This is a genomic window from Stackebrandtia albiflava (assembly GCF_007994225.1).
GTDB lineage: Bacteria > Actinomycetota > Actinomycetes > Mycobacteriales > Micromonosporaceae > Stackebrandtia > Stackebrandtia albiflava.
Window position 1 is genome coordinate 492,415 of sequence record NZ_VLLL01000005.1, and the last position, 19,858, is coordinate 512,272.

Sequence of the window (19,858 nt, forward strand, 5' to 3'; positions counted from 1 at the left end):
GTCCGCCGGTCTGGTCAGGGCAGCGAGTCGAGGTAGGGGCGGTGGCTGTTCTGGAACTCCCAGCCGTAGTAGCGGTCCCAGTTGATGGACCAGGTCATCAGCCCTCGCAACGCCGGTGACGTGCCGCCCCGGAGTGTGTAACCGCCGCAGTTCGTCCCCTTGACGAGGCAGTCGAGGGCCTGATGCACCTGGGCGGGCGGGGTGTGGCCGTTTCCGGCGCTCACGGCGGCGGGGAGGCCGACCGCGATCTGGTCCTCGCGCAGGCCGGGGAAGGTGTGGCCGGTGTTGGCGACGGTGAAACCGGCCTTGACCATGTCGGCCATGGCGATGTGGAAGTCGGCTCCACCCATTGTGTGCCACCGGCCGTCCAGGCCCATGACGGGGCCGGAGTTGTAGTGCTGGACCTGAAGGACGTTCAGGGCGTCGCGCATGGCGTGTATGACCGGCAGGTACGCGCCGGTGCGGTTGTCGCCGGTTCCGGTGCCACCGTAGAACTGGTGGCCCACCTGGACGAAGAACGTCTCCGGTGCCATGGTGAGGACGAAGTCGTCGCCGTACCGGTTCTTCAGGGTGCGCAGCGCCGAGATGAGGTTCACGACGACCGGTGTCGTGGGGTTGCGGAAGTCGGTGTCGCCGGGGTTCAGGTACAGCGAGTGGCCCTCGAAGTCGATGTCGAGGCCGTCGAGTCCGTACCGGTCGATGATGGCGGAGACGGACTGGACGAACTTGTCGCGGGCGGCGGTGGTGGTGAGTTGGACCTGGCCGTTGGCGCCGCCGATGGAGATCAGCACCTTCTTGCCCTGTGCCTGTCGTGCGGCGATCGCGGCGGTGAACTCCGCCTCGGTCTCCACGCCGGGGCATTCGGACACCGGGCAGAGCTGGAACCGGATGTCTCCGGAGGTCGGCGTGGTGGGTTCCCCGAACGCGAGGTTGACGATGTCCCACTCGGCGGGCACCTCGGACATCGGCACGTAACCCGATCCGTTGGCGAAGCTGCTGTGCAGGTAGCCGATCAGCGCGTGGCGGGGGATGCCGGTGTCGGCGCAGCCGAGCGTGGTGGCGGTGACGGGGGCGGACCGGGCGGATTTCCCGGCGTCGTTGTACGCGGTGACCCGGTAGGTGTGGCTGGTGCAGGCGGCGAGTCCGGTGAGGGCGACGGACGTTCCGGGGACGGTCGCCACCAGGGTGTCGCCCTCGTGGACGCGGTACCCGGTGACCTCGCCCTGGACCGGGCTCCACCGCAGGGTCAGGCCGGAGTCGGTGACCTCGTGGACGGTCGGTGTTCCGGGGGCACGCGGGACCCCCGGTTCCTGTGGGCCGCCGTCGGGACCGTCGAGTACGACGTCGTCGGCGTGGTAGGTGCCCGCGCCGTACCAGCCGTGCAGGTAGACCTCCGCGCTCGTCTGGGTGGCGCCGGTGGTGAACGTGACGGTGAGCGCGGTGAAGGACTGGGGCGAGTTCGTCCACGTCGACGCGCCTCCGGTGACTCCGAGGTAGACCGGTGCGCCTCTCACCCATGCCGAGAGGGTGTAGGCGGTGCCGGGTTGTACCGGGACGGTCTGTCGGCAGCCGGCGTGGCTCGTGGCGGTCGCGGTGGCTGCCAGGGCGTGGCCGCCGTCGTGGACGGGCGTGGTGACGACGGTGCCGGCGGTGCCGCAGTCCCAGCCGGTCAGGTCGCCGGTCTCGAACCCGGGGTTGTCCAGTCGGTTGGCGGCGTGGGCGACTCCGGGTGTGAGGACGCCGGCGATCAGGGCGAGGGCCGCCATGGTGATGAGGAGGAGGGGCCGTTTCATGACTGCTCCGGTCGGATGCGGGCCGGGGTCGGTCGGCGGAGGCCGGCGACGTCGGGAGGGGCGTTCACCGAACGGTAAACAATCTAATCAGATATGTCAATCCCTGGAATTCCCGCCGGGCCGGTGGGCGATGCGGCGCGCGTCCTCGACCGCGTCACGTCTCCCGTCTTGTCCCATGGGGGTCAGCGCACGGACCACCTACTGGAGGGCACCGTGAAGGACCGGACCCGCGTCGTGGTCGTCGGAGCCGGATACACCGGGATGATGACGACCATCCGGCTCGCCCGCCGCACCCGAGCACGCGCCGGGGTACGCCGCCGTCACCTACCGGATTCCGAGAGCCGGTGGCGGCGGGCATCGGCTACGGGCCCAGGTCAACCCCGACAAGCTCACCGGTGTCCGGCCCCACTCTGACCCCCGCCCCCCGATGACTCCCTCGAGACCCGGCCACGATCCAGCGCCTTGCGGCGGCGTCGAAGTCGGAGATGTGCGGTGTCGGGTGTTCCGCGCCTGAACGGGACAGCGCGCACCGAATCAGGTCGATGTCCTCTTGGTCCTTCGTTCGATTCAAGTGACACTTGTAGTCCAGCACATGGTGCAGTTTGGCGAATCTATAGCCCTCTACTATGGTCGAATCGTCGATCATGTCGTCGATCCGTCGGGTATCCCACGCGGGTGAGGTCCAGCCATCGGAGACCTCGATGAAATCGCCCCAGAACCGCAAGATCTTATGGGTGCCGTGCGTCGATGCGAACTGGTCCCTCGGATCACCGAACCGCAGTTGTGCTTGGGTCCAGGCGGAACCGCGGGCGACCACATCGAGATCGTTGATGGTGGTCTTAAGCCCGTACAGCAACATCGGCGCGCTGCCGAAGATGACGAAATGGTCCCTGCACAGTCCGAGATCGTCGAAGATCTCCAGCAGCATCCGGAAGGTCATCGGGGTGTAGTGTCCGGCTCCGTCGGCGCCGGAGGCGTCGGGGGCTGTCCGCTGCGATAGGCCTTCAGGACCTGAGGGCGGTTCCTCGGGTCCGTGTCCTGAAGCGAATACCTCAGGCGTTCGGAGCGCGCCTTCTCGCGGGCCACAGTCGTCTCGTATTCGATGCGTGCCCGGATGATCGTGGCCCGATGCCGTAGCCAGGATCGTACGATCACGGCGGTGATCGGCCCGGCTATGGCGAGGAGCTGCAAATAGGGGGGTAGATTCCTTAACATCGCGGCCTCCCGTCAGTGTCACGCCGACGACCTCATCTCGAGCGCGGCGATGTTCTGGACCGCATCGAGATCTCTGATGATGAGCAGCCGCCGTCCCGTCTCGACGATCTGCCGGGCTTTGAACCGTTTCAGGCTCTGTGCGACGGATTCCCTCGACATTCCGGCAAGGCCGGCGATGTCGAGCTGGCCGATGTTCTGGAACCGCAGGCCGCCGGAGTCGTCGACCCCCATGCCGGACGCCTTCAGTTCCAGGAGTGCCTTGGCGATCCGTTGATCCGTGCTCAGTGCCGATTCGACACGTCTGTCGGTCAGTGCCGCGCGCTGCCTCTCGGCGTTCCGGTACAACGACAGGACGACGCGGGGGTTCTGGTCGAGGAATTCGAGCCACACCGACCCGGGGATGTACAGTGCCTCGACGTCCGTGACAGCGACGATGTCGGCCGTGCGCTTCGCCTCGGTGATCACGGCCATCTCGCCCACGACGCCCCGTGGTCCCGTCAGGCCGACGATCCGTGGAACCGCCCGCTCCGGGGTGGTCTGCGAAGGATCCGGTCGTACAGCCTTGACGAAACCCTGCCTGAGGTACAGGACGAAGTCGCTGTCGTCCCCTTGCCGGATGAGGACCGTGTTTGCGGGATACCCGATGAGGTGACTCACCTGTTCCAGGGCGACTTCGTCCTCGGGCCTCAGGATCGATCGGGCTGTGACATCTTTCACAGATGAAAGTGTATCAGTACACGTAGGAAAATGTAATGAGGCGAGCCGTAGGGGTCGCCATTACACAAAAGTATCCGGCCCCGCCCTGCTCCGGCCCCGTTCGGGTGGGGGATGGGCGGTGTCGGGGGAGGCGGGCAGAATGGGAGGGTGGCGGGTATGCAGCGGAGGTTCTTCAGAGACGACGCCCTGGTGCTGCGTACCTACAAACTCGGCGAGGCCGACCACATAGTGTCGTTGTTCGGGCGGCGGTCCGGGCGTATGCGGGCGGTCGCCAAGGGCGTCCGCCGCACCAGCTCCAAGTTCGGTGCCCGCCTGTCGCCGTTCGGGCACGTCGACCTCCAGCTCATCGAGGGACGCAACCTGCACACCGTCACCCAGGTGGTCGGGGTAGACCTTTACGGCAGGCGCATCGCCGAGGACTACCAGCGCTACACGGCCGCGTGCGCCATCAGCGAGACGGCCGAACGGCTCACCCCGGAGGACCACGAACCGTCGTTGCGGGTGTTCCAACTGACGCTGGGTGCGTTCCGCGCCCTGGCCGACGGCGCGTATCCGCCGCCGCTGGTACTGGACGCCTACCTGCTGCGGTCGATGCGGGTGTCGGGATGGGCCCCGGCGCTGACCGAGTGCGCGGTGTGCGGCCTGCCCGGGGAGCACCGGGCGTTCTCGGTCGCCGCCGGGGGCTGCGTGTGCCGGAACTGCCGTCCGGCCGGCTCCACCCACCCGTCACCGGAGGCGTTCTCCCTCATGCGCGCCTTGACCTCCGGCGACTGGCGGACCGCCACCGCCACCGCGCAGCAGGCCCGCAACGAGGCCAGCGGCCTGGTCGCCGCGCACCTCCAATGGCATCTGGAACGATCGGTGCGTTCGTTGTCCTACGTGCAGCGCACCGAACTCCGTCCGGTCGCGGCACCCGTCGCCGAAAGCGTGGAGAAGCGTTGAGCCGTTTCCGTCCCCCGTCCCCCCACCCGTCGGGCGCGCGTCCGCCCGCGATCCCCCGAGACCTGGTCCCCCGGCACGTCGCGCTGGTGATGGACGGTAACGGCCGGTGGGCCAAACAGCGTGGGAAACCGCGCACCTTCGGTCACGAGCAGGGTGAGTCCTCACTGTTCGACGTCATCGAGGGCGCGATAGAGCTCGGCGTCAAGACCGTCTCGGCGTACGCCTTCTCGACCGAGAACTGGCGCCGGTCGCCCGACGAGGTGCGTTGGCTCATGGGTTTCAACCGGGACGTCATCCACCGGCGGCGGGACGAACTGTCGGCCATGGGAGTGCGGATCAGATGGGCGGGCCGGCGGCCCAAACTGTGGCGCAGCGTGTTGAAGGAGCTGCTGGTCGCCGAGGAGATGTCGCGGAACAACGACGTGATCACCCTCCAGTTCTGTGTCAACTACGGCGGCCGGGCCGAGATCACCGACGCGGCGGCGGCCATCGCCCGTGACGCGGTGGCGGGGCGGATCAATCCCGACAAGTTGACCGAGAAGACCTTCGCGAAGTACCTGTACAACCCCGGACTGCCCGATGTGGACCTGTTCCTGAGGTGTTCGGGTGAGCAGCGCACCTCCAACTTCCTCGCCTGGCAGGCGACCTACGCGGAACTGGTGTTCATGGACGTGCTCTGGCCGGACTTCGACCGGCGTCACCTGTGGCGCGCCTGCGAGATGTACGCCTCCCGGGACCGGCGGTACGGTGGCGCGATCCCCAACCCCGTGGTGGAGACCGAGCCCACCGGTTGAGCCCCTTCCGGACACTCGGAGTCGCCTCGTCGGCACGGAGTGTTGACAGGGGGTTCTAACCTGCTCGGCGGGCGGCTGGGGAGCCGCCGTCGAGAGGGGGAAGACATGAACACACGTGGCATCGAGGGCCGTGTCCCGGGGAGCGGTGGAGCGACGCCGCGGCGTCGCGGCACGGCCGACGGTTGCGGAGGCGGATCCGGTCAACGCCGCAGGATCCGGGACGGGGACCGTCCCGGTGGCCGGGAGACCCGCCGTCCCGTGACGGGGCCGCCGGGTTCCCGGCGGCCGACGAACCGGTCGCCCCGCGCCGGCCGGACGCTCCGTGCCGCGGCGATCGGGGTCGCGGTGGCGCTGACGGCCACGACGGGACCCGCCTGGTCGGCCGGTACCGCGGACTCCGACGACGGCGCGGTGTGCGAGACGCGGCACGTCGAGGTCGACGAGGCGACCGCCGACGTGAGGACCGCGCCGGAACCCACCGCGCAGGTGCTGTTCACCGCCTCGCGGGGTGAACGGTTCCGGTGCGGCGCGGTGACCATGGGCGGAGCCCACTCGCTGTGCGGAGCCGACGGGTACGAGGTCTGGATGGTCATCACCGACTACGAGCGGTTCGATCTGTACCTTCCCACGTCGTGCCTGACGGACGTGTGGCCCGAGTAGCGGTGACGGACGGGCGCCCTGCCGGGCGCCCGTCTCACCACAGTGGCCGGTAGACGCCCAGGCCGATCGACGTCCACAGCACCACCGCGCAACCGGCGGCGACCCCGGCCAGCATCCAGCGGTCGGCGGCGTCGACGCGCACCCGGCGGACACCGGTGCGCGGGACACCGGAGTCGAACCCCCGGGCGTCCATCGCCGTCGCCAATCGGGTGCCCTTGCGGATCGCCGCCACCAGCAGGCCGAACGTCGTGGACGCGAACAACCGCGCACCGGTCACCGGGTTGCCACCGGAGTCCATTCCCCGTGCCCGCCGCGCCATGCGGATCATGTGCCACTCCTCGGCCAGCAACGGCATGAGCCGCAGGGCCGCCAGGGCGCCGATCGCGAACCGGTCCGAGACACGCAACTGCCGTACCAGTGAGTCCGCCAGCTCGGTGGGGTCGGTCGTGGCCATGATCAGCACCCCGGGCACCGCCACCGCCGCCACCCGCAGTCCCAGGGCGGCACCGGTCTCCAGCGAGGAGGCGGTCACCAGGACCGGCCCGAACTCCACGAGCGTGCGGCCGGTCTTGTCCGCCGCGAAGACCGCGCTCATCACCACCACCGCGGCCGCCGCCGGGACCAGGAACCGCAACCGGTGGGCGAACCGCCCAACCCTCACGCCGGTGAGGGGGAGCAGCGCGAGGACCGGCAGCAGGACCAGCGCGGGGGTCAACGGATCCAGTGAGGACAGCACGGTGAGGGACAGCAGTGTCGCCACGGCGAGTTTCACCACCGGGTTGCGGCGGGCGATGAACGCCCCGGGATCCGCGACGGGAGTCAGGCCGAGCACAGTTCCCCCTCCACCATGGACAACCGGCGGTCGGCGACCGCGGTGACGAAGTCGGTGTCGTGACTGACGACCAGGATGCCGGTGCCCGAGTCGCGCAGCCCGGCGATGAGGTCGGTCAGTTCCCGCCAGGTGCGGCGGTCCTGGCCGAACGTCGGCTCGTCGAACACCAGCACGGCCGGTGCGGTGGCGAGTGCGGTGGCGACCGACAGCCGCCGCGCCTCACCTCCGGACAGACTGAACGGGTTCGCCTCCGCCAGGTGTTCCAACCGGAGCCGTTCCAGTAGTTCGGTGGTGCGGGCGGCGATCCGGGCGGGCGGGTCGGCGTGACGTCGTGGGCGCAGGTTCAACTCGTCGCGGACCCGCGAGGTGACGAACTGGTGTTCCGGGTTCTGGAACACCGAACCGATCCGGGCCGCCAGTGGTGCGGCCCGCCACCGGTGCAGCGGACGGCGGTCTCCGGTGGAGTACACCGCGCCGGTGCCGGGTGTGGACAGCCCGCCCACCAGGCGCGCCAGGGTGCTCTTGCCGGAGCCGTTCGCGCCGGTGACGGCGACGAGTTCGGCGGCGTGGATCCGCAGATCGGTCGGTGCCAGTGCCGCCCGGTCGGCGTCGGGGTGACGCAGCCCGACCCGTTGCGCCGTCACGAGTGCGGGGCCGGTGCCGGGGCTTCGCCGGGGCCGGTCGACGGGGGTGCCCGGCACCCACACCCCTTGGGCGGCGAGCCGTTCGCCGTGCCGGTGCAGCACCTCGGCGGCGGGTCCGTCGGCCAGTACACCTCCGTCGGCGCCCAGCACCACCACCCGGTCGACGAGTGGAAGCGCCTCGGCGACCCGGTGTTCGACCAGGACCATCGTCGTGTCGGGATTCTCCGTCAGCACACCGGAGATCGCCTCCCGGACCAGCGCCGCGCCGGCGGGGTCGAGGTTGGCGGTCGGTTCGTCCAACAGGAGAAGGCGGGGGCCGGTGGCGATGGCCCCCGCCAGGACCAGGCGCTGCTGTTCCCCACCGGACAGCGCGTGTGTCGCGCGGTCGGCGGGATACGGGAAGCCCACGGTGTCCAGTGCGCGCCGGACCGCGGCCGGGATGCCCGCGGGGTCGGCTCCGCGGTTCTCCAGGCCGAAGGCCACGTCGTCACCCGCGCGCGCCATGACGAGTTGCGTCTGCGGATCCTGGAACACCACGCCGATCCGGTCGCGCGCGTCACGCGCGGCCCGGCCGTCGACGGTGACGTGGCCGGTCTGCTCCCCGGAGTCGTCGGGGAGCAGACCGGCCATCGCGGTCAACAGGGTGCTCTTGCCGGACCCGGAGGCGCCCAGCAGCAACACCCGTTCGCCGGAGTCGATGCGCAGGTCGACGCCGGACACGGCCGGACGCCGCCGGCCGGCGTGCCGCCAGCCGAAGCCGCGTAGTTCGACCTTCGCCACGACGACTCAGACGGCCATCCGGTCCCGGCCGGCGCCGAACCGGTCGAGGACACCGGTGTTCGCCAGCGCCGAGGTCAGCAGGTGGGAGCCGAGTCCCGCGATCAGCACACACGAGGCGGTGCCGATCAGTACGAACGGGAGTTGGAACGCGGTGAACGAGAGGGTGGGGTAGTAGACGACACAGTCCCAGATGGTGGCGGTGAGACCGGTGAGGAGGCCGCCGAACAGGGCGGTGACCAGGTTCCAGCGGCGGTAACCGCCGGCGAGGAACGCCACCTCCCCGGCGAGGCCCTGCGCGAGTCCCTGCCACACCGTCGCCAGGCCCCAGAAGGCGCCCAGCAGCGCGGAGATGGTCGCCGCGAGCCCTTCGGTGAAGACGGCCGCGCCGGGTTTGCGCAGGATCAGCGGCGCCAGGACCGCCGGCATCAGCCAAAGGCCGTAGACCAGCGCCTTCAGCGGGGGATAGAACGCCAGGGCGACCTCGATGCTCTCCCACACGAAGCCCCAGGCCCAGAAGACGACACCGAAGGCGACGGCCAGCACCGCCGCCACCACGATGTCCACCGTGCGCCACCGGTTTCCGGCGGATCTCGTCGTCATTGTCTGACCTCCCTGGTCGATGTGGGCACAGACAGGGAGAGTGAGGGTTTTCGACTTCCTACACCGGTACTAACCGGATCAGGTTCGAGGGTCTGCGATGTCGCACTCTCAGCCCGTGGGGGCTCCCCTGTCGCTTTGCGCCGACCTTAGCACCGTGGACGGCCCCGTAGGTGGCCACGGATCCGGTGATCTTGGTCAACCCGGGCACGGCTGCCTCCGCTTCCGGTGGGCATGGGAGTCCTTCGGATGCGACGTCGTTGCGGTCGTACCGGCGCGAAGCCGGTGAGGGCGACGGTAGGAGGGGCATCGGCGACGACCCATGCGTTGTTGACAATGATTGTCAATACCGGGCATGGTTGGTGGCATGACCACACCCCTGACCCGGCGGCTGGCCGGAATCACCGTGGCCGGTGTGACCGCCCTCGCCCTGGCCGCCTGCGGAGGAACCGACGAGGCCTCCGACGCCGACGTGACCGCCGTCGCCTCGTTCTACCCGCTCCAGTTCGTCACCGAGCGGATCGGCGGTGACCACGTGGCCGTGCAGAGCCTCACCGCCGCCGGCGCCGAACCCCACGACCTCACGCTCGCCCCGCAGCAGGTCGCCGACCTCATCGACGCCGACCTCGTGATCTACCTGGCCGGTTTCCAGCCCGCCGTGGACGAGGCGATCACCGAACACGCGCCCGACAAGGCGCTCGACGTCGCCACCGCCACCGAACTGATCGAGGGCCACTCGCACGAACACGGTGAGGAGGGTGAGCACGCCGAGGAGGGGCACGAGGGGCACCATCACGACGAGTCGGGCCTCGACCCGCACGTGTGGCTCGACCCGACCAAGCTGGCCGAGATCGCCGAGGCGGTCGCCGACCGGCTGGCGGAGACCGACCCGGCCAACGAGTCCCACTACCGCGCCGAGGCCGGCACACTCGTCGACGAGCTCACCGCGCTGGACCAGCGCTACCAGGACGGTCTCGCCGAATGCCGCAGTCGCGACATCGTCACCTCCCACGCCGCCTTCGGCTACCTCGCGGACCGATACGACCTGCACCAGGTGGCGGTCTCCGGGCTCACGCCCGACGCCGCGCCGACGTCCGAGGCATTCCGCCAGGTCACCGACTACGTCGAGGAGCACGGGGTCACCACCGTGTTCTACGAGACCCTGGTGTCGCCCGACGTGGCGGAGACCATCGCGGCCGAGACCGGTGCCGACACCGCCGTCCTGGACCCGATCGAGGGCCTGGCCGAGGGCAGCACCGAGGACTACTTCTCCATCATGGACGCCAACCTGGCGACCCTGGTCACCGCACTCGGATGTGAATCGTGATCGTCGACGTGAAGTCGGCGGTCGTCGGGTACGACGACCGGCCGGTGCTGCGCGGAGTCGACCTGTCCGTGGAACCGGGAGAGGCGGTAGCCCTGTTGGGCGCCAACGGTTCCGGAAAGTCCACTCTGGTGAGGGCGGCCCTGGGGCTGGTGCCGTTGTCGGCGGGCACCGCCGCCCTGTTCGGCGTCCCCGTCGCGCGGTTCCGGCAGTGGAGGCGCATCGGATACGTGCCGCAGCGCCTGGGAGCCGGAGGAGGCGTGCCCGCCACGGTCGCCGAGGTCGTCGCCGCGGGAAGACTCGCCCACCGGCGGATCCCGTGGCCCGCCGGTGCGAAGGACCGCCGGATCGTGGCGGAGGCCCTGGAGGCGGTCGGGCTCGCCGACCGCGCGGGCGATGCGGTCGGCACCCTCTCCGGCGGCCAGCAGCAGCGGGTGCTCATCGCGCGCGCACTCGCGACGCGACCGGACCTGCTCGTCATGGACGAACCGACGGCGGGCGTGGACGCGGCGAACCAGGAACTGTTCGCCACCCTGTTGGCGGACCGGCTCGCACACGGTTGCGGAGTCCTGCTCGTCGCCCACGAACTCGGCCCGGTGGCGTCACTGATCCACCGGTGCGTCGTACTGTCCCACGGGGAGGTCGCACGCGACGTCACCGCCGCGGAGGCGAGGGCCACCCGCGACCCGGCCGGTGACCACCCCCACGATCCGGCCCACCATCACGACATGTGGAGTGCCGCGTTATGGAGATCTTCACCTACGGCTTCATGCTCCAGGCCCTGGCCGGAGCGTTGATCGTCGGGGTCGCCGCACCCGCGGTCGGGGTCTTCCTGGTGCAGAAGCGGATGGCGCTCATCGGCGACGGCCTCGGCCACGTCGCGTTGACCGGCGTCGCCGTGGGGTTCCTCACCAACACGTCTCCCCTGTGGACGACACTGCTGGTGACCGCGCTGGGGGCCGTCGCCGTGGAGTGGATCCGCGGCAGGGGACGCGCCAGCGGCGACGTGGCCCTGGCACTGCTGTTCTACGGCGGCATCGCCGGCGGGGTCTTCGTGACCTCGCTGGCGTCGGGGAAGACGAACGCCAACCTGACCGAGTACCTGTTCGGCGACCTCATGTCGACCACGGTGCAGGACCTGTGGGTCATCGGCATCCTGGGCGCCGTCGTCGTCACCGCGATGCTGCTGCTGCGGCCCTGGCTGGCCGCGATCTGCCACGACGAGGAGCACGCCGTCGTGGCCGGACTACCGGTCCGTACCCTGAACCTGCTCCTGGCCGTCACGACCGCCGTCACCGTCTCGGTGGCGATGCGGGCCGTCGGGCTGCTGCTGATCAGCGCGCTGCTGGTGGTCCCCGTCGTGACCGCCCAACAGTTCACCAGGGGATTCGCCGTCACCATGTACGCGGCCATGGGCCTGGGCCTGCTGTCGTCGGGGGCCGGAGTCGTGACCGCCGGGCTGCTCGACGTCCCGCCGGGCGCCGCCGTGGTGCTGACGGCCGTGGGGATGTTCGTGGTGCTCGCCGTCGCGCGCGGGGTGCTGACGGCGGTGCGCCGCAGACACCACCGTTCACCGCTGGGGGCGGCCCGCGCGGGCTGACGTGGACACTCCGAGCCTCGCCGCCGGTTCCGTTTCGCCGGGGGGCGATACGGTTAGAGCGGGTCAGCCGAGCCCGGCCGTCCACCCGACGCCGGACCGGTGCCGACCCCGCCGTGGCCTTCCGGTGCCCGGCGGCGAGCTGGAGGAGACCGACATCAGGACGATGACCGACTACCAGGCGGCGGGCGAGCTGCTTCGGGCACTGGCGGCTCCCATGCGAATCGCCATCGTCACCGAGCTGGCCGGCGGCGCCAAGTGCGTCCACGAGATCGTGGAGGCGCTGGCCGCCCCCCAACCGTTGATATCCCAACACCTGCGGGTGCTGCGGGGTGCCGGTGTGGTGCGCGGCGAGCGTCGTGGCCGGGAGATCGCCTACACGCTGACCGACGACCACATCGCGCACATCGTGGCAGACGCCATTCATCACGCAGGGGAAGGGCATTCATGAACGACACCCCGACGATGACCAGGAGCACCCGGCAACGGACCGCCGTCATGGAGTTGCTCGCCGACGTGGACGAGTTCCGCAGCGCGCAGGAACTCCACACCATGCTGCGGGAACGCGGGACCAAGGTCGGGCTCACCACCGTGTACCGCACGCTCCAGGCCCTCGCCGACGCGCAGACCATCGACGTGATGCGGATGCCCTCCGGTGAGCACCTCTACCGCAGTTGTAGTTCGGGACACCACCACCACCTGGTGTGCCGCGACTGCGGCCGCACCGTCGAGGTCGACGGGCCGGCGGTGGAACGCTGGGCCGACGCCGTCGCGGCCGAGAACGGCTTCTCGGACGTGTCCCACACCCTGGAGATATTCGGCCGCTGCGCCGACTGCGCCGGCTGAGGCCGGGCACACCGCGCGGCGGCGGCTCACAGGAAGAGCTTGCCGACTCCCAGAACGGCCAGCGCCAACACCACGAGGACCCGGGCCAGTCGACTGGCCCGGGCGGTGTGGCGCGGCCACGTCGCGAACACCAGATACCCGGCCGCCCCGGCCAGGACGAGTGTCAGTACCGCTCCCGCCTTGCCCGGCGTCATCAGGATCGCCACGGTGATGACCAGGACCGACAGGAACACCGCCACCTTCGGCAGCCCCTCCAGCCACAGCAGCAGTCGTTGTGGGCCGTCGGGTGCCGGGGCGTCGGACGGCCCGATGTCGTCGGCGTGCCCCCGGGACGTACTGGAATCACTGGTCACGGCGGATAACTTCCCATCCGGTCATCGGGTCGGCGGCTGCCTACACAGTAACCGCTTCGGCCGGGAACGTCCTCCCGCGGGCGGCGGAGACGACGGCGCGACCGGTTCGGGAGCCCCCGGCTCACGCGTGGCGGGACGGCCCGCTCCGGTAGCGTCATGGCCATGTCGTCCACCGTCGAACCCACCGGTGTCATGGTGGTGAACCGCTTCATCGAACCCGACGCCGACGCGGCCGAGTTCCGGGAGTCGGCGCGGGCCGCCCTGGCGGCCCTGGCGGACCGGCCCGGATTCGTGCGGGGACGGTTCGCCGGCAGCCTCGACGAACCCGACTGCCTGACACTGGTGACCGAGTGGGAATCCGTCGGCGCGTACCGTCGTGCCCTCTCCGCATACGATGTCAAGATGTTCGCCACGCCGTTGCTGGCCCGGGCACGACCCGAGCCCTCCGCGTTCGAGGTGCTGTTGTCGGCCGAGGGCGGCGTCATCGCCGAACACGACTCCGATCGGGCGCCGGGAATCGGACACCGCGACGGTGAACCCGGCGATCCGGCGGCCCGATGAACCGGCCCGTCGAACCCGGCCCGTCGTCCTCGTCCCCCGGGACGCCCCCGGATCCGGTCCGGGAACCGGACACGCCGGAACCTGCTCCGGAGCCGCCGATCACCGCCACCTCACACGGTGGCGGCCCCGCGCTCGGACCGCCGCAGACGGCCACACCACCGGCGGACGGGCCCGCCCCGGCGGCGGGTCCGCCGTTCACACCGGAGTCGGCCCCGGTGACCGATCCGGCGCGGGTGCCCGACGCACCGGTGTCGGCGCCGCGTCACCTGGGCACCCGCGTGCCGTTCGCGGCGCCGCCGCGTGACCGCGACCGCAACCGCCTGACGTTGCTGATCGTCCTCGCCGCGGTGGCGGCCGTCCTGTTGTGCGGTGGCGGCATCGCGGGCGGCGTGGTGGCCTTGACGGCCGCGAACGAGGAGATCATGGACCGCACCCGGGAGACCGCCGCCCGGTTCATGGACGCGATCGTCGCCGGTGAGCTCGAGGACGCCTACTCGCAGACCTGCGAACAACTCCGGGACGACCTCACCGCCTCGGAGTTCGCCTCGGAGTGGCGGCCGATGGGCGTGTCGGCCTATGAACTGCGCCCGGCCACCGACGCCATGGACGGTTCCCTCCTGGTGCCGGTCGAGGCGCAGCGGCGTTCGGGCCCACCGGTCACAATCACGTTGACAATCGTCATGGGTCAGCAGAGCATGGAGATGGAGGTCTGCGGCTGGCGGAGTGACTGAGCTGGGACGACCGGTCGATATGACGGCTCCCCGCTGAGGTCATCCGGTGGCGCCAAGTAGGCTTGTCCATCGGTCGCGGCGATCCCCGGACGGGGATCGGCGGCCACGCACCGCCTGGTTCCGCCAGCGTGCTCACTGCCTGGCCTGTTCACCTGGCAGTCCCAAGACCGACCGCCAGCCGGATGGAAGATTCTCACCGTGTCAATCGACAGTATCGATGCTCTCGTCAGTCTCTGCAAACGCCGTGGTTTCGTGTTCCCCTCCAGTGAGATCTACGGTGGTAGTCGCTCTGCCTGGGATTACGGACCGCTCGGTGTGGAGCTGAAGGAGAACGTGCGCCGCCAGTGGTGGAAGACCATGGTGCAGCAGCGCGACGATGTGGTCGGGATCGACTCGGCGGTGGTGCTCAACCGCCAGGTGTGGGAGACGTCGGGCCACGTCCGGGAGTTCACCGACCCGTTGACCGAGTGCCAGTCGTGCCACAAGCGCTACCGCGCCGACCACCTCGTCGAGGCGTACGAGGCCAAGCACGGCCGGGAACCGGCCAACGGCCTCGCCGACCTGGTGTGCGCCAACTGCGGCACCCGTGGCGCGTTCTCGGAACCGAAGATGTTCAACGGTCTCATGAAGACCTACCTCGGCCCGGTCGACGACGAGGAGAACCTGCACTTCCTGCGGCCCGAGACCGCCCAGGGCATCTTCGTCAACTTCAAGAACGTGGAGACCAGCGCGCGCCGGAAGCCGCCGTTCGGCATCGCGCAGACCGGTAAGTCGTTCCGCAACGAGATCACACCGGGCAACTTCATATTCCGTACCCGCGAGTTCGAGCAGATGGAGATGGAGTTCTTCGTCGAACCCGGCTCGGACGAGGAGTGGCACGAGTACTGGATCAACGAGCGTTGGAACTGGTACCTCGACCTGGGCCTGTCCGAGAAGAACCTCCGCCGGTACGAGCACCCCAAGGACAAGTTGTCCCACTACGCCAAGCGCACCGTGGACATCGAGTACCGGTTCGGTTTCAGCGCCCGCGACTTCGAGGAGCTGGAGGGCATCGCCAACCGCACGGACTACGACCTGTCGGTGCACTCGGCCGGTTCCGGTGTGGACCTGTCCTACTTCGACCAGGCCAAGGGCGAGCGCTGGACCCCGTACGTGATCGAGCCGGCGGCGGGCCTGACCCGTTCCGTGCTGGCGTTTCTGGTCGAGGCGTACGACGTGGACGAGGCCCCCAACACCAAGGGCGGCGTCGACAAGCGGACGGTCCTGCGGTTCGACCCGCGCCTGGCGCCGGTGAAGGTCGCGGTGCTGCCGCTGTCGCGCAACGAGAAGCTGTCGCCGAAGGCGCGTGAGCTGGCGTCGGACCTGCGCAAGCGCTGGATGGTCGACTTCGACGACGCGGGTGCCATCGGGCGGCGTTACCGCCGGGCCGACGAGATCGGTACGCCGTTCTGCGTGACGGTGGACTTCGACACCCTGGACGACGACGCGGTGACCGTGCGGGACCGCGACTCGATGAAGCAGGAACGGGTCGGGCTGTCCCAGGTGGAGCGCTACCTGATCGAGCGGCTGCCGGGCTGCTGATCGGACACGAGTGAGGGGCCGTACCCGGATCGACGGGTACGGCCCCTCACGTCTCCGGTCGCGGTGCGCCGCGTCAAGCCGGACGGGCCGCTTCGGCGACCGGACGGGTGGTCCGTCTCGTGGTGGTCAGTCCACCGCGGAGATCACGATGCCGGGAGCGACCCATCCCTCGTACTCGGCGGGCAACGGCGCGGTGGTGCCGACACGGAGCCGGGTGCGGCTGACCGAGGTCCACAGCGCCGCGGGGCTGTCGGGTACCGACACCGTGTCCGGCACCGGGTCGGTGGACGGCGTGATGACGGCCTCGCCGGGCGGGGCGGCGGATTCCGCGGCGCGGGCCGCGAGGATGGCGGCGCCGAGGATCGCGGCCTCCACGGCCGCGTGGGCCTCGGTGGTGAGTACGGGCGGATGACTGTCGTGGCGACGGGTCTGTGGCATCTGTCGTGAGCTCCTTCCGCACAACCAACGCGCCGACCGGGGGTCGAGTTGCGGCCTTCCGGCGGTTTCACCCCAACGTACGTCCGGGCCGGCACCCGGTCATCCCGGTTTCGTGCCGCACGCCGACGATACCGCCGGGCGTGGTGTGGGACCCGCGGCTTCCCCGAATCGGGGACCGGCGTGTCGACGGTCCGCCACCGGGACGGAAGTGGCGGGGTCAGCCCGTCGCGCGGCGGTACACGATCTCGAAGTCGCGCCGCCACTCGCCGTCGGTGTCGAGCTCGTACCCGCCTTCGATCGTGTCACCGTCGTCGGAGAACCGGCCGGTGAAGCGCTGCGCGAAGCCGGGGACGTCTCGCCACAGCCGCCATTCGCGCCCGTCGAACGTCATCCGGTAGATCCGGTGCACGCCACGCGAGTCGGAGTAGCACTGGGTGTACTCGCCGGTGGTCTCGTCCGCCCCGATGATCAGGACGCCCTGCGGCCAGCCCTCGGCGTCCACTCGCGACTCCTGCCGCATGAAGGCACCGCCCTCGATCCAGGAGAAGTCGGTGTACGCCTCGGTGGCGGGCATGCCCGGGACCGAGAGGTTCCAGCGTCCGATGAACGGTTCGAGGCGGGTCAGCATCGGATGGGTCATGGCGAGTCCCCTCGTCGGCGTGTGACCGTCAGGGTAGCCGCCGGGTGGGACGTTCCGGGCGGGTCAGGGCTCGGGTACGACCATGAAGTCGATGACGTACCCGGTGAAGCGCTCGGTGTCGTCGAAGCAGGCGAAGACGGGGTAGACGCCGTCGCCCCAGCCGGATCCCACGGCGACCACGTTGGCGCCCTCGGTGCCGTCGACCACGGTCTCGACGATTCCGGGAACGGGGTCGGTGCGGCCCGGGCGGACGCCGAAGGTCTGTGAGGTACGGCGTTCGTCCCAGGTGGACAGTGCGTCCAGCGCCGTCACGTCCGACACCGCGACGCGTCCGGTGTCGACGGTGAGCCCGACGTACTCGGTGTCGCCCAGGTCGGCGAGGCTCTCCGGGGCGCCGGTGAGTTCCCACCGGGCGACGGGTGCGTCGTGGACGAGCAGTTGGAGGGCGGCGACCCTGCGGTCCATCTCGTCGCCGTTGCGGCGGCGGGACGCCACCCAGGCGATCAGCGGGTACTTGCCCGGTTCCAGTGGGGTCGGAAGCCGGCGTGAGGCTCCGCCCAACGGGTCGGCGACGGCGACGTGTCCGGTGGGGACGACCGCGTCCGGCAGGTCCCGTCGCTCGATCACGTACTCGACCGTCCCGGGTGCCATACGGTACGTGCTGCCGGGTGTCAGCAGTCGTGGGATGTTGGGATGGTAAGGCATCGAGGCAGTTTAGGGGTACGGCGAGACGGTGCCGAACGCCGGATCCCCTTGACTCACAACGTGGGTACGACCATGAAGTCGATGACGTAGCCGGTGAAGCGCTCGGTGTCGTCGAAGCAGGCGAAGACGGGGTAGACGCCGTCGCCCCAGCCGGATCCGACGATGACGACGTTGGCGCCGGTGTCGTGGTCGGTGACGGCGGAGGCCGAGCCCGGCACCCCGGGCACCTCCGGTGCCTCCGGCATGAACACGTCCTCCACGTCCTCCTCGTCCCAGCCGTGGAGCGCGCGCAGCGCGACCACGTCGGACAGTGCGGCGCAGCCGGCGTCGACGGGGAAGCCGGTGAACTCCGACTCGCCGAGCGAGGCGGTCCGCGCGGCGTCGCCGTCGAGTCTCCAGTGGTGGATCGGGGCGTCGTGGACCCGCATCTGGAGGGCGGTCACCCGGTGGCCGTACTCCACGCCGTCGCGGACCGTCGAGGCGACCCACGCCACCAGCGGGTACCGGCCGGGCGGCACCCGGAACTCCAGCGGCTCGGCGTCTCCGCAGCTCACGAGCGGGTCACAGGCCGCCACACGTCCCGACGGCAGCACCGCGTCGGGCAGCGCGTGTGGCCGCACGACGTAGTGGTACCCGGCGTCGGGGTCGGGGTGCTCGGATCCGGGGATGAGGAGCCCGGCCAGATCGGGGTGATACGGCATCGGATCAGTGTAGGGAAGCGACGCCGCGACCGCCGGTACGACGGAACCACGGTATATCGCACCCGAGGTGTCTGTGCCGGGGAGAAGACCCGGTGCCGACGGACCCGCGACGGGTCGCGGTGCCCCGGTCGGGCGCGCATCACGTGCCCGGGCCGTTCTCCGTCCCACGCCGCTGTGTCATCGTTGACGGCGTGACCACGACGCTGATGCTGGGGAGATACCCCGTCGATCCGCCGGTGGTGCTGGCTCCCATGGCCGGCATCACGAACGTCGCGTACCGGCGGCTGTGCGCGGAGCAGGGCGCCGGCGTCTACACCTGCGAGATGGTGATGACCCGGGCGTTGATCGAACGCAACCCCAAGACGACCCGGATGATCGCGTTCGGGGAGACCGAGCGGCCCCGCAGCCTCCAGCTCTACGGCGTCGACCCGGTGACGGTGCGCAAGGCCGTCGAGATGATCGTCGCGGAGGACCTGGCCGACCACGTCGACATGAACTTCGGTTGCAGCGTGCCCAAGGTCACCCGCAAGGGCGGCGGGTCCGCGTTGCCCTACAAGCGGCGCCTGTTCGGCCAGATCGTGTCGGCCGCCGTGGAGGCCGCCGCCCCCTCGGGGATCCCCGTGACGGTCAAGATGCGCAAGGGCATCGACGACGACCACCTCACCTTCGTGGAGGCGGGCCTGAGGGCACAGGACGCCGGCGCGACCTGGGTCGCCCTGCACGCGCGCACCGCCGCGCAGCGGTACTCGGGTGCCGCCGACTGGGAGTCGATCGCCGCCCTGAAACAGGCACTCGACATCCCCGTCCTCGGCAACGGCGACATCTGGGAGGCATCCGACGCGCTCCGCATGGTCGACGAGACCGGTTGTGACGGGGTGGTGGTCGGTCGTGGCTGTCTGGGGAGGCCGTGGCTGTTCCGCGACCTGGAGTCGGCGTTCACGGCCCGCCGCGACGGCGGTTCGGGGGAGGTGCGGCCGGTGTTGCCGACGCTGCGGGAGGTCGCGGCGATGATGGCCCGGCACGCCGCCCTGTTGGTCGACTGGTACGCCGGGGCCGGCGCCCCGGTCCCGGAGGGGCGGACCCTCCGGCCCGAACGGCGCCGCAACATCTCGGCGGAGGAGCACGGTTGCGCGGACTTCCGCAAACACGTGGCGTGGTACCTCAAGGGTTTCAGTGTCGGCGGGGAGCAGCGCCGGGCGTTGGCGATGGTGTCCTCACTGGCCGAACTGGAGGACGGGTTGGCACGGCTCGACCTCGACCAGCGGTTCCCGACCGGCATCCTCGGTCAACCGCGCGGCCGCACCAACACGCCCGCCAAGGTCCACCTGCCGGACGGGTGGCTGGCCGACCCCGACGACGACACGGTCCCCGCCGCCGCCGAGGTCGAACACTCCGGGGGTTAGCGAC

The 19,858-nt window shown here is 70.1% G+C and carries 23 protein-coding genes and 1 riboswitch; of the genes, 12 read left to right on the forward strand and 11 right to left on the reverse strand.

Annotation, left to right across the window (positions count from 1 at the left end; all coding sequences use genetic code 11):
- Positions 1–14: 14 nt before the first annotated feature.
- The 3 genes from LX16_RS03190 to LX16_RS03205 form a co-directional block, all read right to left on the reverse strand.
- Entirely contained in the window at positions 15–1,793 is a 1,779-nt protein-coding gene (locus tag LX16_RS03190) for a chitinase (RefSeq protein ID WP_147132823.1), read from the reverse strand.
- A gap of 361 nt (positions 1,794–2,154) precedes the next feature.
- Positions 2,155–2,733 (reverse strand): hypothetical protein, encoded by a 579-nt coding sequence (locus LX16_RS03200; RefSeq protein WP_147132829.1) that lies wholly within the window; start codon positions 2,731–2,733, stop codon positions 2,155–2,157.
- Positions 2,734–3,026: 293 nt separating this feature from the next.
- Positions 3,027–3,725, reverse strand: coding sequence for a Crp/Fnr family transcriptional regulator (locus LX16_RS03205; protein WP_147132833.1), 699 nt, complete (start codon positions 3,723–3,725; stop codon positions 3,027–3,029).
- A 147-nt stretch (positions 3,726–3,872) separates the two neighbouring features.
- Here LX16_RS03205 and recO point away from each other — a divergent pair, with 147 nt between their 5' ends.
- The 3 genes from recO (at position 3,873) to LX16_RS03220 (ending at position 6,121) form a co-directional block, all read left to right on the forward strand.
- Positions 3,873–4,667, forward strand: coding sequence for a DNA repair protein RecO (gene recO / locus LX16_RS03210; RefSeq protein WP_147132836.1), 795 nt, complete (start codon positions 3,873–3,875; stop codon positions 4,665–4,667).
- Positions 4,568–5,461 carry an isoprenyl transferase gene (locus LX16_RS03215; RefSeq protein WP_147132839.1) on the forward strand — a complete coding sequence of 298 codons (894 nt, stop codon included), beginning with the start codon at positions 4,568–4,570 and terminating at the stop codon, positions 5,459–5,461. Before recO ends, LX16_RS03215 begins: the two co-directional genes overlap by 100 nt.
- Positions 5,462–5,566: 105 nt before the next feature.
- On the forward strand, positions 5,567–6,121 hold the full coding sequence (locus tag LX16_RS03220; RefSeq protein ID WP_147132841.1) for a hypothetical protein: 555 nt from the start codon (positions 5,567–5,569) through the stop codon (positions 6,119–6,121).
- A gap of 34 nt (positions 6,122–6,155) precedes the next feature.
- Here the strand turns inward: LX16_RS03220 and LX16_RS03225 are convergent, their stop codons facing one another.
- From LX16_RS03225 to LX16_RS03235, 3 genes are read right to left on the reverse strand one after another with little or no spacing between them, the layout of a single operon-like run.
- A complete protein-coding gene (locus LX16_RS03225) occupies positions 6,156–6,953 on the reverse strand; it encodes an energy-coupling factor transporter transmembrane component T family protein (protein WP_147132844.1) in 798 nt (265 codons plus the stop codon).
- Entirely contained in the window at positions 6,941–8,377 is a 1,437-nt protein-coding gene (locus LX16_RS03230; RefSeq protein ID WP_147132848.1) for an ABC transporter ATP-binding protein, read from the reverse strand. The genes LX16_RS03225 and LX16_RS03230 overlap by 13 nt, the downstream gene beginning before the upstream one ends.
- Before the next feature lie 6 nt (positions 8,378–8,383).
- Positions 8,384–8,977, reverse strand: a complete 594-nt coding sequence (locus LX16_RS03235; protein WP_147132850.1) for an ECF transporter S component — start codon at positions 8,975–8,977, stop codon at positions 8,384–8,386.
- Positions 8,978–9,015: 38 nt separating this feature from the next.
- A riboswitch (TPP riboswitch) is annotated at positions 9,016–9,116 on the reverse strand.
- Positions 9,117–9,341: 225 nt separating this feature from the next.
- Between LX16_RS03235 and LX16_RS03240 the strand changes: the two genes are divergently transcribed.
- The 5 genes from LX16_RS03240 (at position 9,342) to LX16_RS03260 (ending at position 12,741) form a co-directional block, all read left to right on the forward strand.
- Positions 9,342–10,301, forward strand: a complete 960-nt coding sequence (locus LX16_RS03240) for a metal ABC transporter substrate-binding protein (RefSeq protein WP_170283840.1) — start codon at positions 9,342–9,344, stop codon at positions 10,299–10,301.
- Complete coding sequence (locus tag LX16_RS03245; RefSeq protein WP_147136947.1) at positions 10,301–11,095, forward strand: metal ABC transporter ATP-binding protein; 795 nt, start codon at positions 10,301–10,303, stop codon at positions 11,093–11,095. The genes LX16_RS03240 and LX16_RS03245 overlap by 1 nt, the downstream gene beginning before the upstream one ends.
- Positions 11,044–11,898 carry a metal ABC transporter permease gene (locus tag LX16_RS03250; RefSeq protein WP_147132855.1) on the forward strand — a complete coding sequence of 285 codons (855 nt, stop codon included), beginning with the start codon at positions 11,044–11,046 and terminating at the stop codon, positions 11,896–11,898. Before LX16_RS03245 ends, LX16_RS03250 begins: the two co-directional genes overlap by 52 nt.
- 163 nt (positions 11,899–12,061) lie before the next feature.
- Positions 12,062–12,346: an ArsR/SmtB family transcription factor gene (locus LX16_RS03255; RefSeq protein ID WP_147136949.1), complete on the forward strand. Its 285-nt coding sequence runs from the start codon at positions 12,062–12,064 to the stop codon at positions 12,344–12,346.
- Positions 12,343–12,741 (forward strand): Fur family transcriptional regulator, encoded by a 399-nt coding sequence (locus tag LX16_RS03260; protein ID WP_147132857.1) that lies wholly within the window; start codon positions 12,343–12,345, stop codon positions 12,739–12,741. The genes LX16_RS03255 and LX16_RS03260 overlap by 4 nt, the downstream gene beginning before the upstream one ends.
- A 26-nt stretch (positions 12,742–12,767) precedes the next feature.
- Here the strand turns inward: LX16_RS03260 and LX16_RS03265 are convergent, their stop codons facing one another.
- Entirely contained in the window at positions 12,768–13,094 is a 327-nt protein-coding gene (locus LX16_RS03265) for a DUF6703 family protein (protein ID WP_147132860.1), read from the reverse strand.
- A gap of 162 nt (positions 13,095–13,256) precedes the next feature.
- Between LX16_RS03265 and LX16_RS03270 the strand changes: the two genes are divergently transcribed.
- The 3 genes from LX16_RS03270 (at position 13,257) to LX16_RS03280 (ending at position 15,967) form a co-directional block, all read left to right on the forward strand.
- On the forward strand, positions 13,257–13,655 hold the full coding sequence (locus LX16_RS03270; protein ID WP_211354262.1) for an antibiotic biosynthesis monooxygenase family protein: 399 nt from the start codon (positions 13,257–13,259) through the stop codon (positions 13,653–13,655).
- On the forward strand, positions 13,652–14,386 hold the full coding sequence (locus LX16_RS03275) for a hypothetical protein (RefSeq protein WP_158645463.1): 735 nt from the start codon (positions 13,652–13,654) through the stop codon (positions 14,384–14,386). Before LX16_RS03270 ends, LX16_RS03275 begins: the two co-directional genes overlap by 4 nt.
- Before the next feature lie 198 nt (positions 14,387–14,584).
- Positions 14,585–15,967 carry a glycine--tRNA ligase gene (locus LX16_RS03280; RefSeq protein WP_147132866.1) on the forward strand — a complete coding sequence of 461 codons (1,383 nt, stop codon included), beginning with the start codon at positions 14,585–14,587 and terminating at the stop codon, positions 15,965–15,967.
- A gap of 126 nt (positions 15,968–16,093) precedes the next feature.
- Here the strand turns inward: LX16_RS03280 and LX16_RS03285 are convergent, their stop codons facing one another.
- The 4 genes from LX16_RS03285 to LX16_RS03300 form a co-directional block, all read right to left on the reverse strand.
- On the reverse strand, positions 16,094–16,405 hold the full coding sequence (locus tag LX16_RS03285; RefSeq protein ID WP_147132869.1) for a hypothetical protein: 312 nt from the start codon (positions 16,403–16,405) through the stop codon (positions 16,094–16,096).
- A gap of 217 nt (positions 16,406–16,622) precedes the next feature.
- Entirely contained in the window at positions 16,623–17,045 is a 423-nt protein-coding gene (locus LX16_RS03290; protein WP_147132872.1) for a hypothetical protein, read from the reverse strand.
- A 63-nt stretch (positions 17,046–17,108) separates the two neighbouring features.
- Entirely contained in the window at positions 17,109–17,750 is a 642-nt protein-coding gene (locus LX16_RS03295; protein WP_147132875.1) for a DUF4241 domain-containing protein, read from the reverse strand.
- 53 nt (positions 17,751–17,803) lie between these two features.
- Entirely contained in the window at positions 17,804–18,451 is a 648-nt protein-coding gene (locus tag LX16_RS03300) for a DUF4241 domain-containing protein (protein WP_147132879.1), read from the reverse strand.
- A 206-nt stretch (positions 18,452–18,657) separates the two neighbouring features.
- Between LX16_RS03300 and dusB the strand changes: the two genes are divergently transcribed.
- Entirely contained in the window at positions 18,658–19,854 is a 1,197-nt protein-coding gene (dusB, locus tag LX16_RS03305; RefSeq protein WP_147136955.1) for a tRNA dihydrouridine synthase DusB, read from the forward strand.
- The last annotated feature ends 4 nt before the right edge of the window (positions 19,855–19,858 follow it).

Bases quoted from the DNA above. Each gene is read 5' to 3' on its own strand.
- LX16_RS03190 (WP_147132823.1), bottom strand. From the start codon at position 1,793: ATGAAACGGCCCCTCCTCCTCATCACCATGGCGGCCCTCGCCCTGATC.
- LX16_RS03200 (WP_147132829.1), bottom strand. From the start codon at position 2,733: ATGACCTTCCGGATGCTGCTGGAGATCTTCGACGATCTCGGACTGTGC.
- LX16_RS03215 (WP_147132839.1), top strand. From the start codon at position 4,568: ATGGCATCTGGAACGATCGGTGCGTTCGTTGTCCTACGTGCAGCGCAC.
- LX16_RS03220 (WP_147132841.1), top strand. From the start codon at position 5,567: ATGAACACACGTGGCATCGAGGGCCGTGTCCCGGGGAGCGGTGGAGCG.
- LX16_RS03235 (WP_147132850.1), bottom strand. From the start codon at position 8,977: ATGACGACGAGATCCGCCGGAAACCGGTGGCGCACGGTGGACATCGTG.
- LX16_RS03240 (WP_170283840.1), top strand. From the start codon at position 9,342: ATGACCACACCCCTGACCCGGCGGCTGGCCGGAATCACCGTGGCCGGT.
- LX16_RS03250 (WP_147132855.1), top strand. From the start codon at position 11,044: ATGGAGATCTTCACCTACGGCTTCATGCTCCAGGCCCTGGCCGGAGCG.
- LX16_RS03255 (WP_147136949.1), top strand. From the start codon at position 12,062: ATGACCGACTACCAGGCGGCGGGCGAGCTGCTTCGGGCACTGGCGGCT.
- LX16_RS03260 (WP_147132857.1), top strand. From the start codon at position 12,343: ATGAACGACACCCCGACGATGACCAGGAGCACCCGGCAACGGACCGCC.
- LX16_RS03270 (WP_211354262.1), top strand. From the start codon at position 13,257: ATGTCGTCCACCGTCGAACCCACCGGTGTCATGGTGGTGAACCGCTTC.
- LX16_RS03275 (WP_158645463.1), top strand. From the start codon at position 13,652: ATGAACCGGCCCGTCGAACCCGGCCCGTCGTCCTCGTCCCCCGGGACG.
- LX16_RS03285 (WP_147132869.1), bottom strand. From the start codon at position 16,405: ATGCCACAGACCCGTCGCCACGACAGTCATCCGCCCGTACTCACCACC.
- LX16_RS03290 (WP_147132872.1), bottom strand. From the start codon at position 17,045: ATGACCCATCCGATGCTGACCCGCCTCGAACCGTTCATCGGACGCTGG.
- LX16_RS03295 (WP_147132875.1), bottom strand. From the start codon at position 17,750: ATGCCTTACCATCCCAACATCCCACGACTGCTGACACCCGGCAGCACG.
- LX16_RS03300 (WP_147132879.1), bottom strand. From the start codon at position 18,451: ATGCCGTATCACCCCGATCTGGCCGGGCTCCTCATCCCCGGATCCGAG.
- dusB (WP_147136955.1), top strand. From the start codon at position 18,658: ATGCTGGGGAGATACCCCGTCGATCCGCCGGTGGTGCTGGCTCCCATG.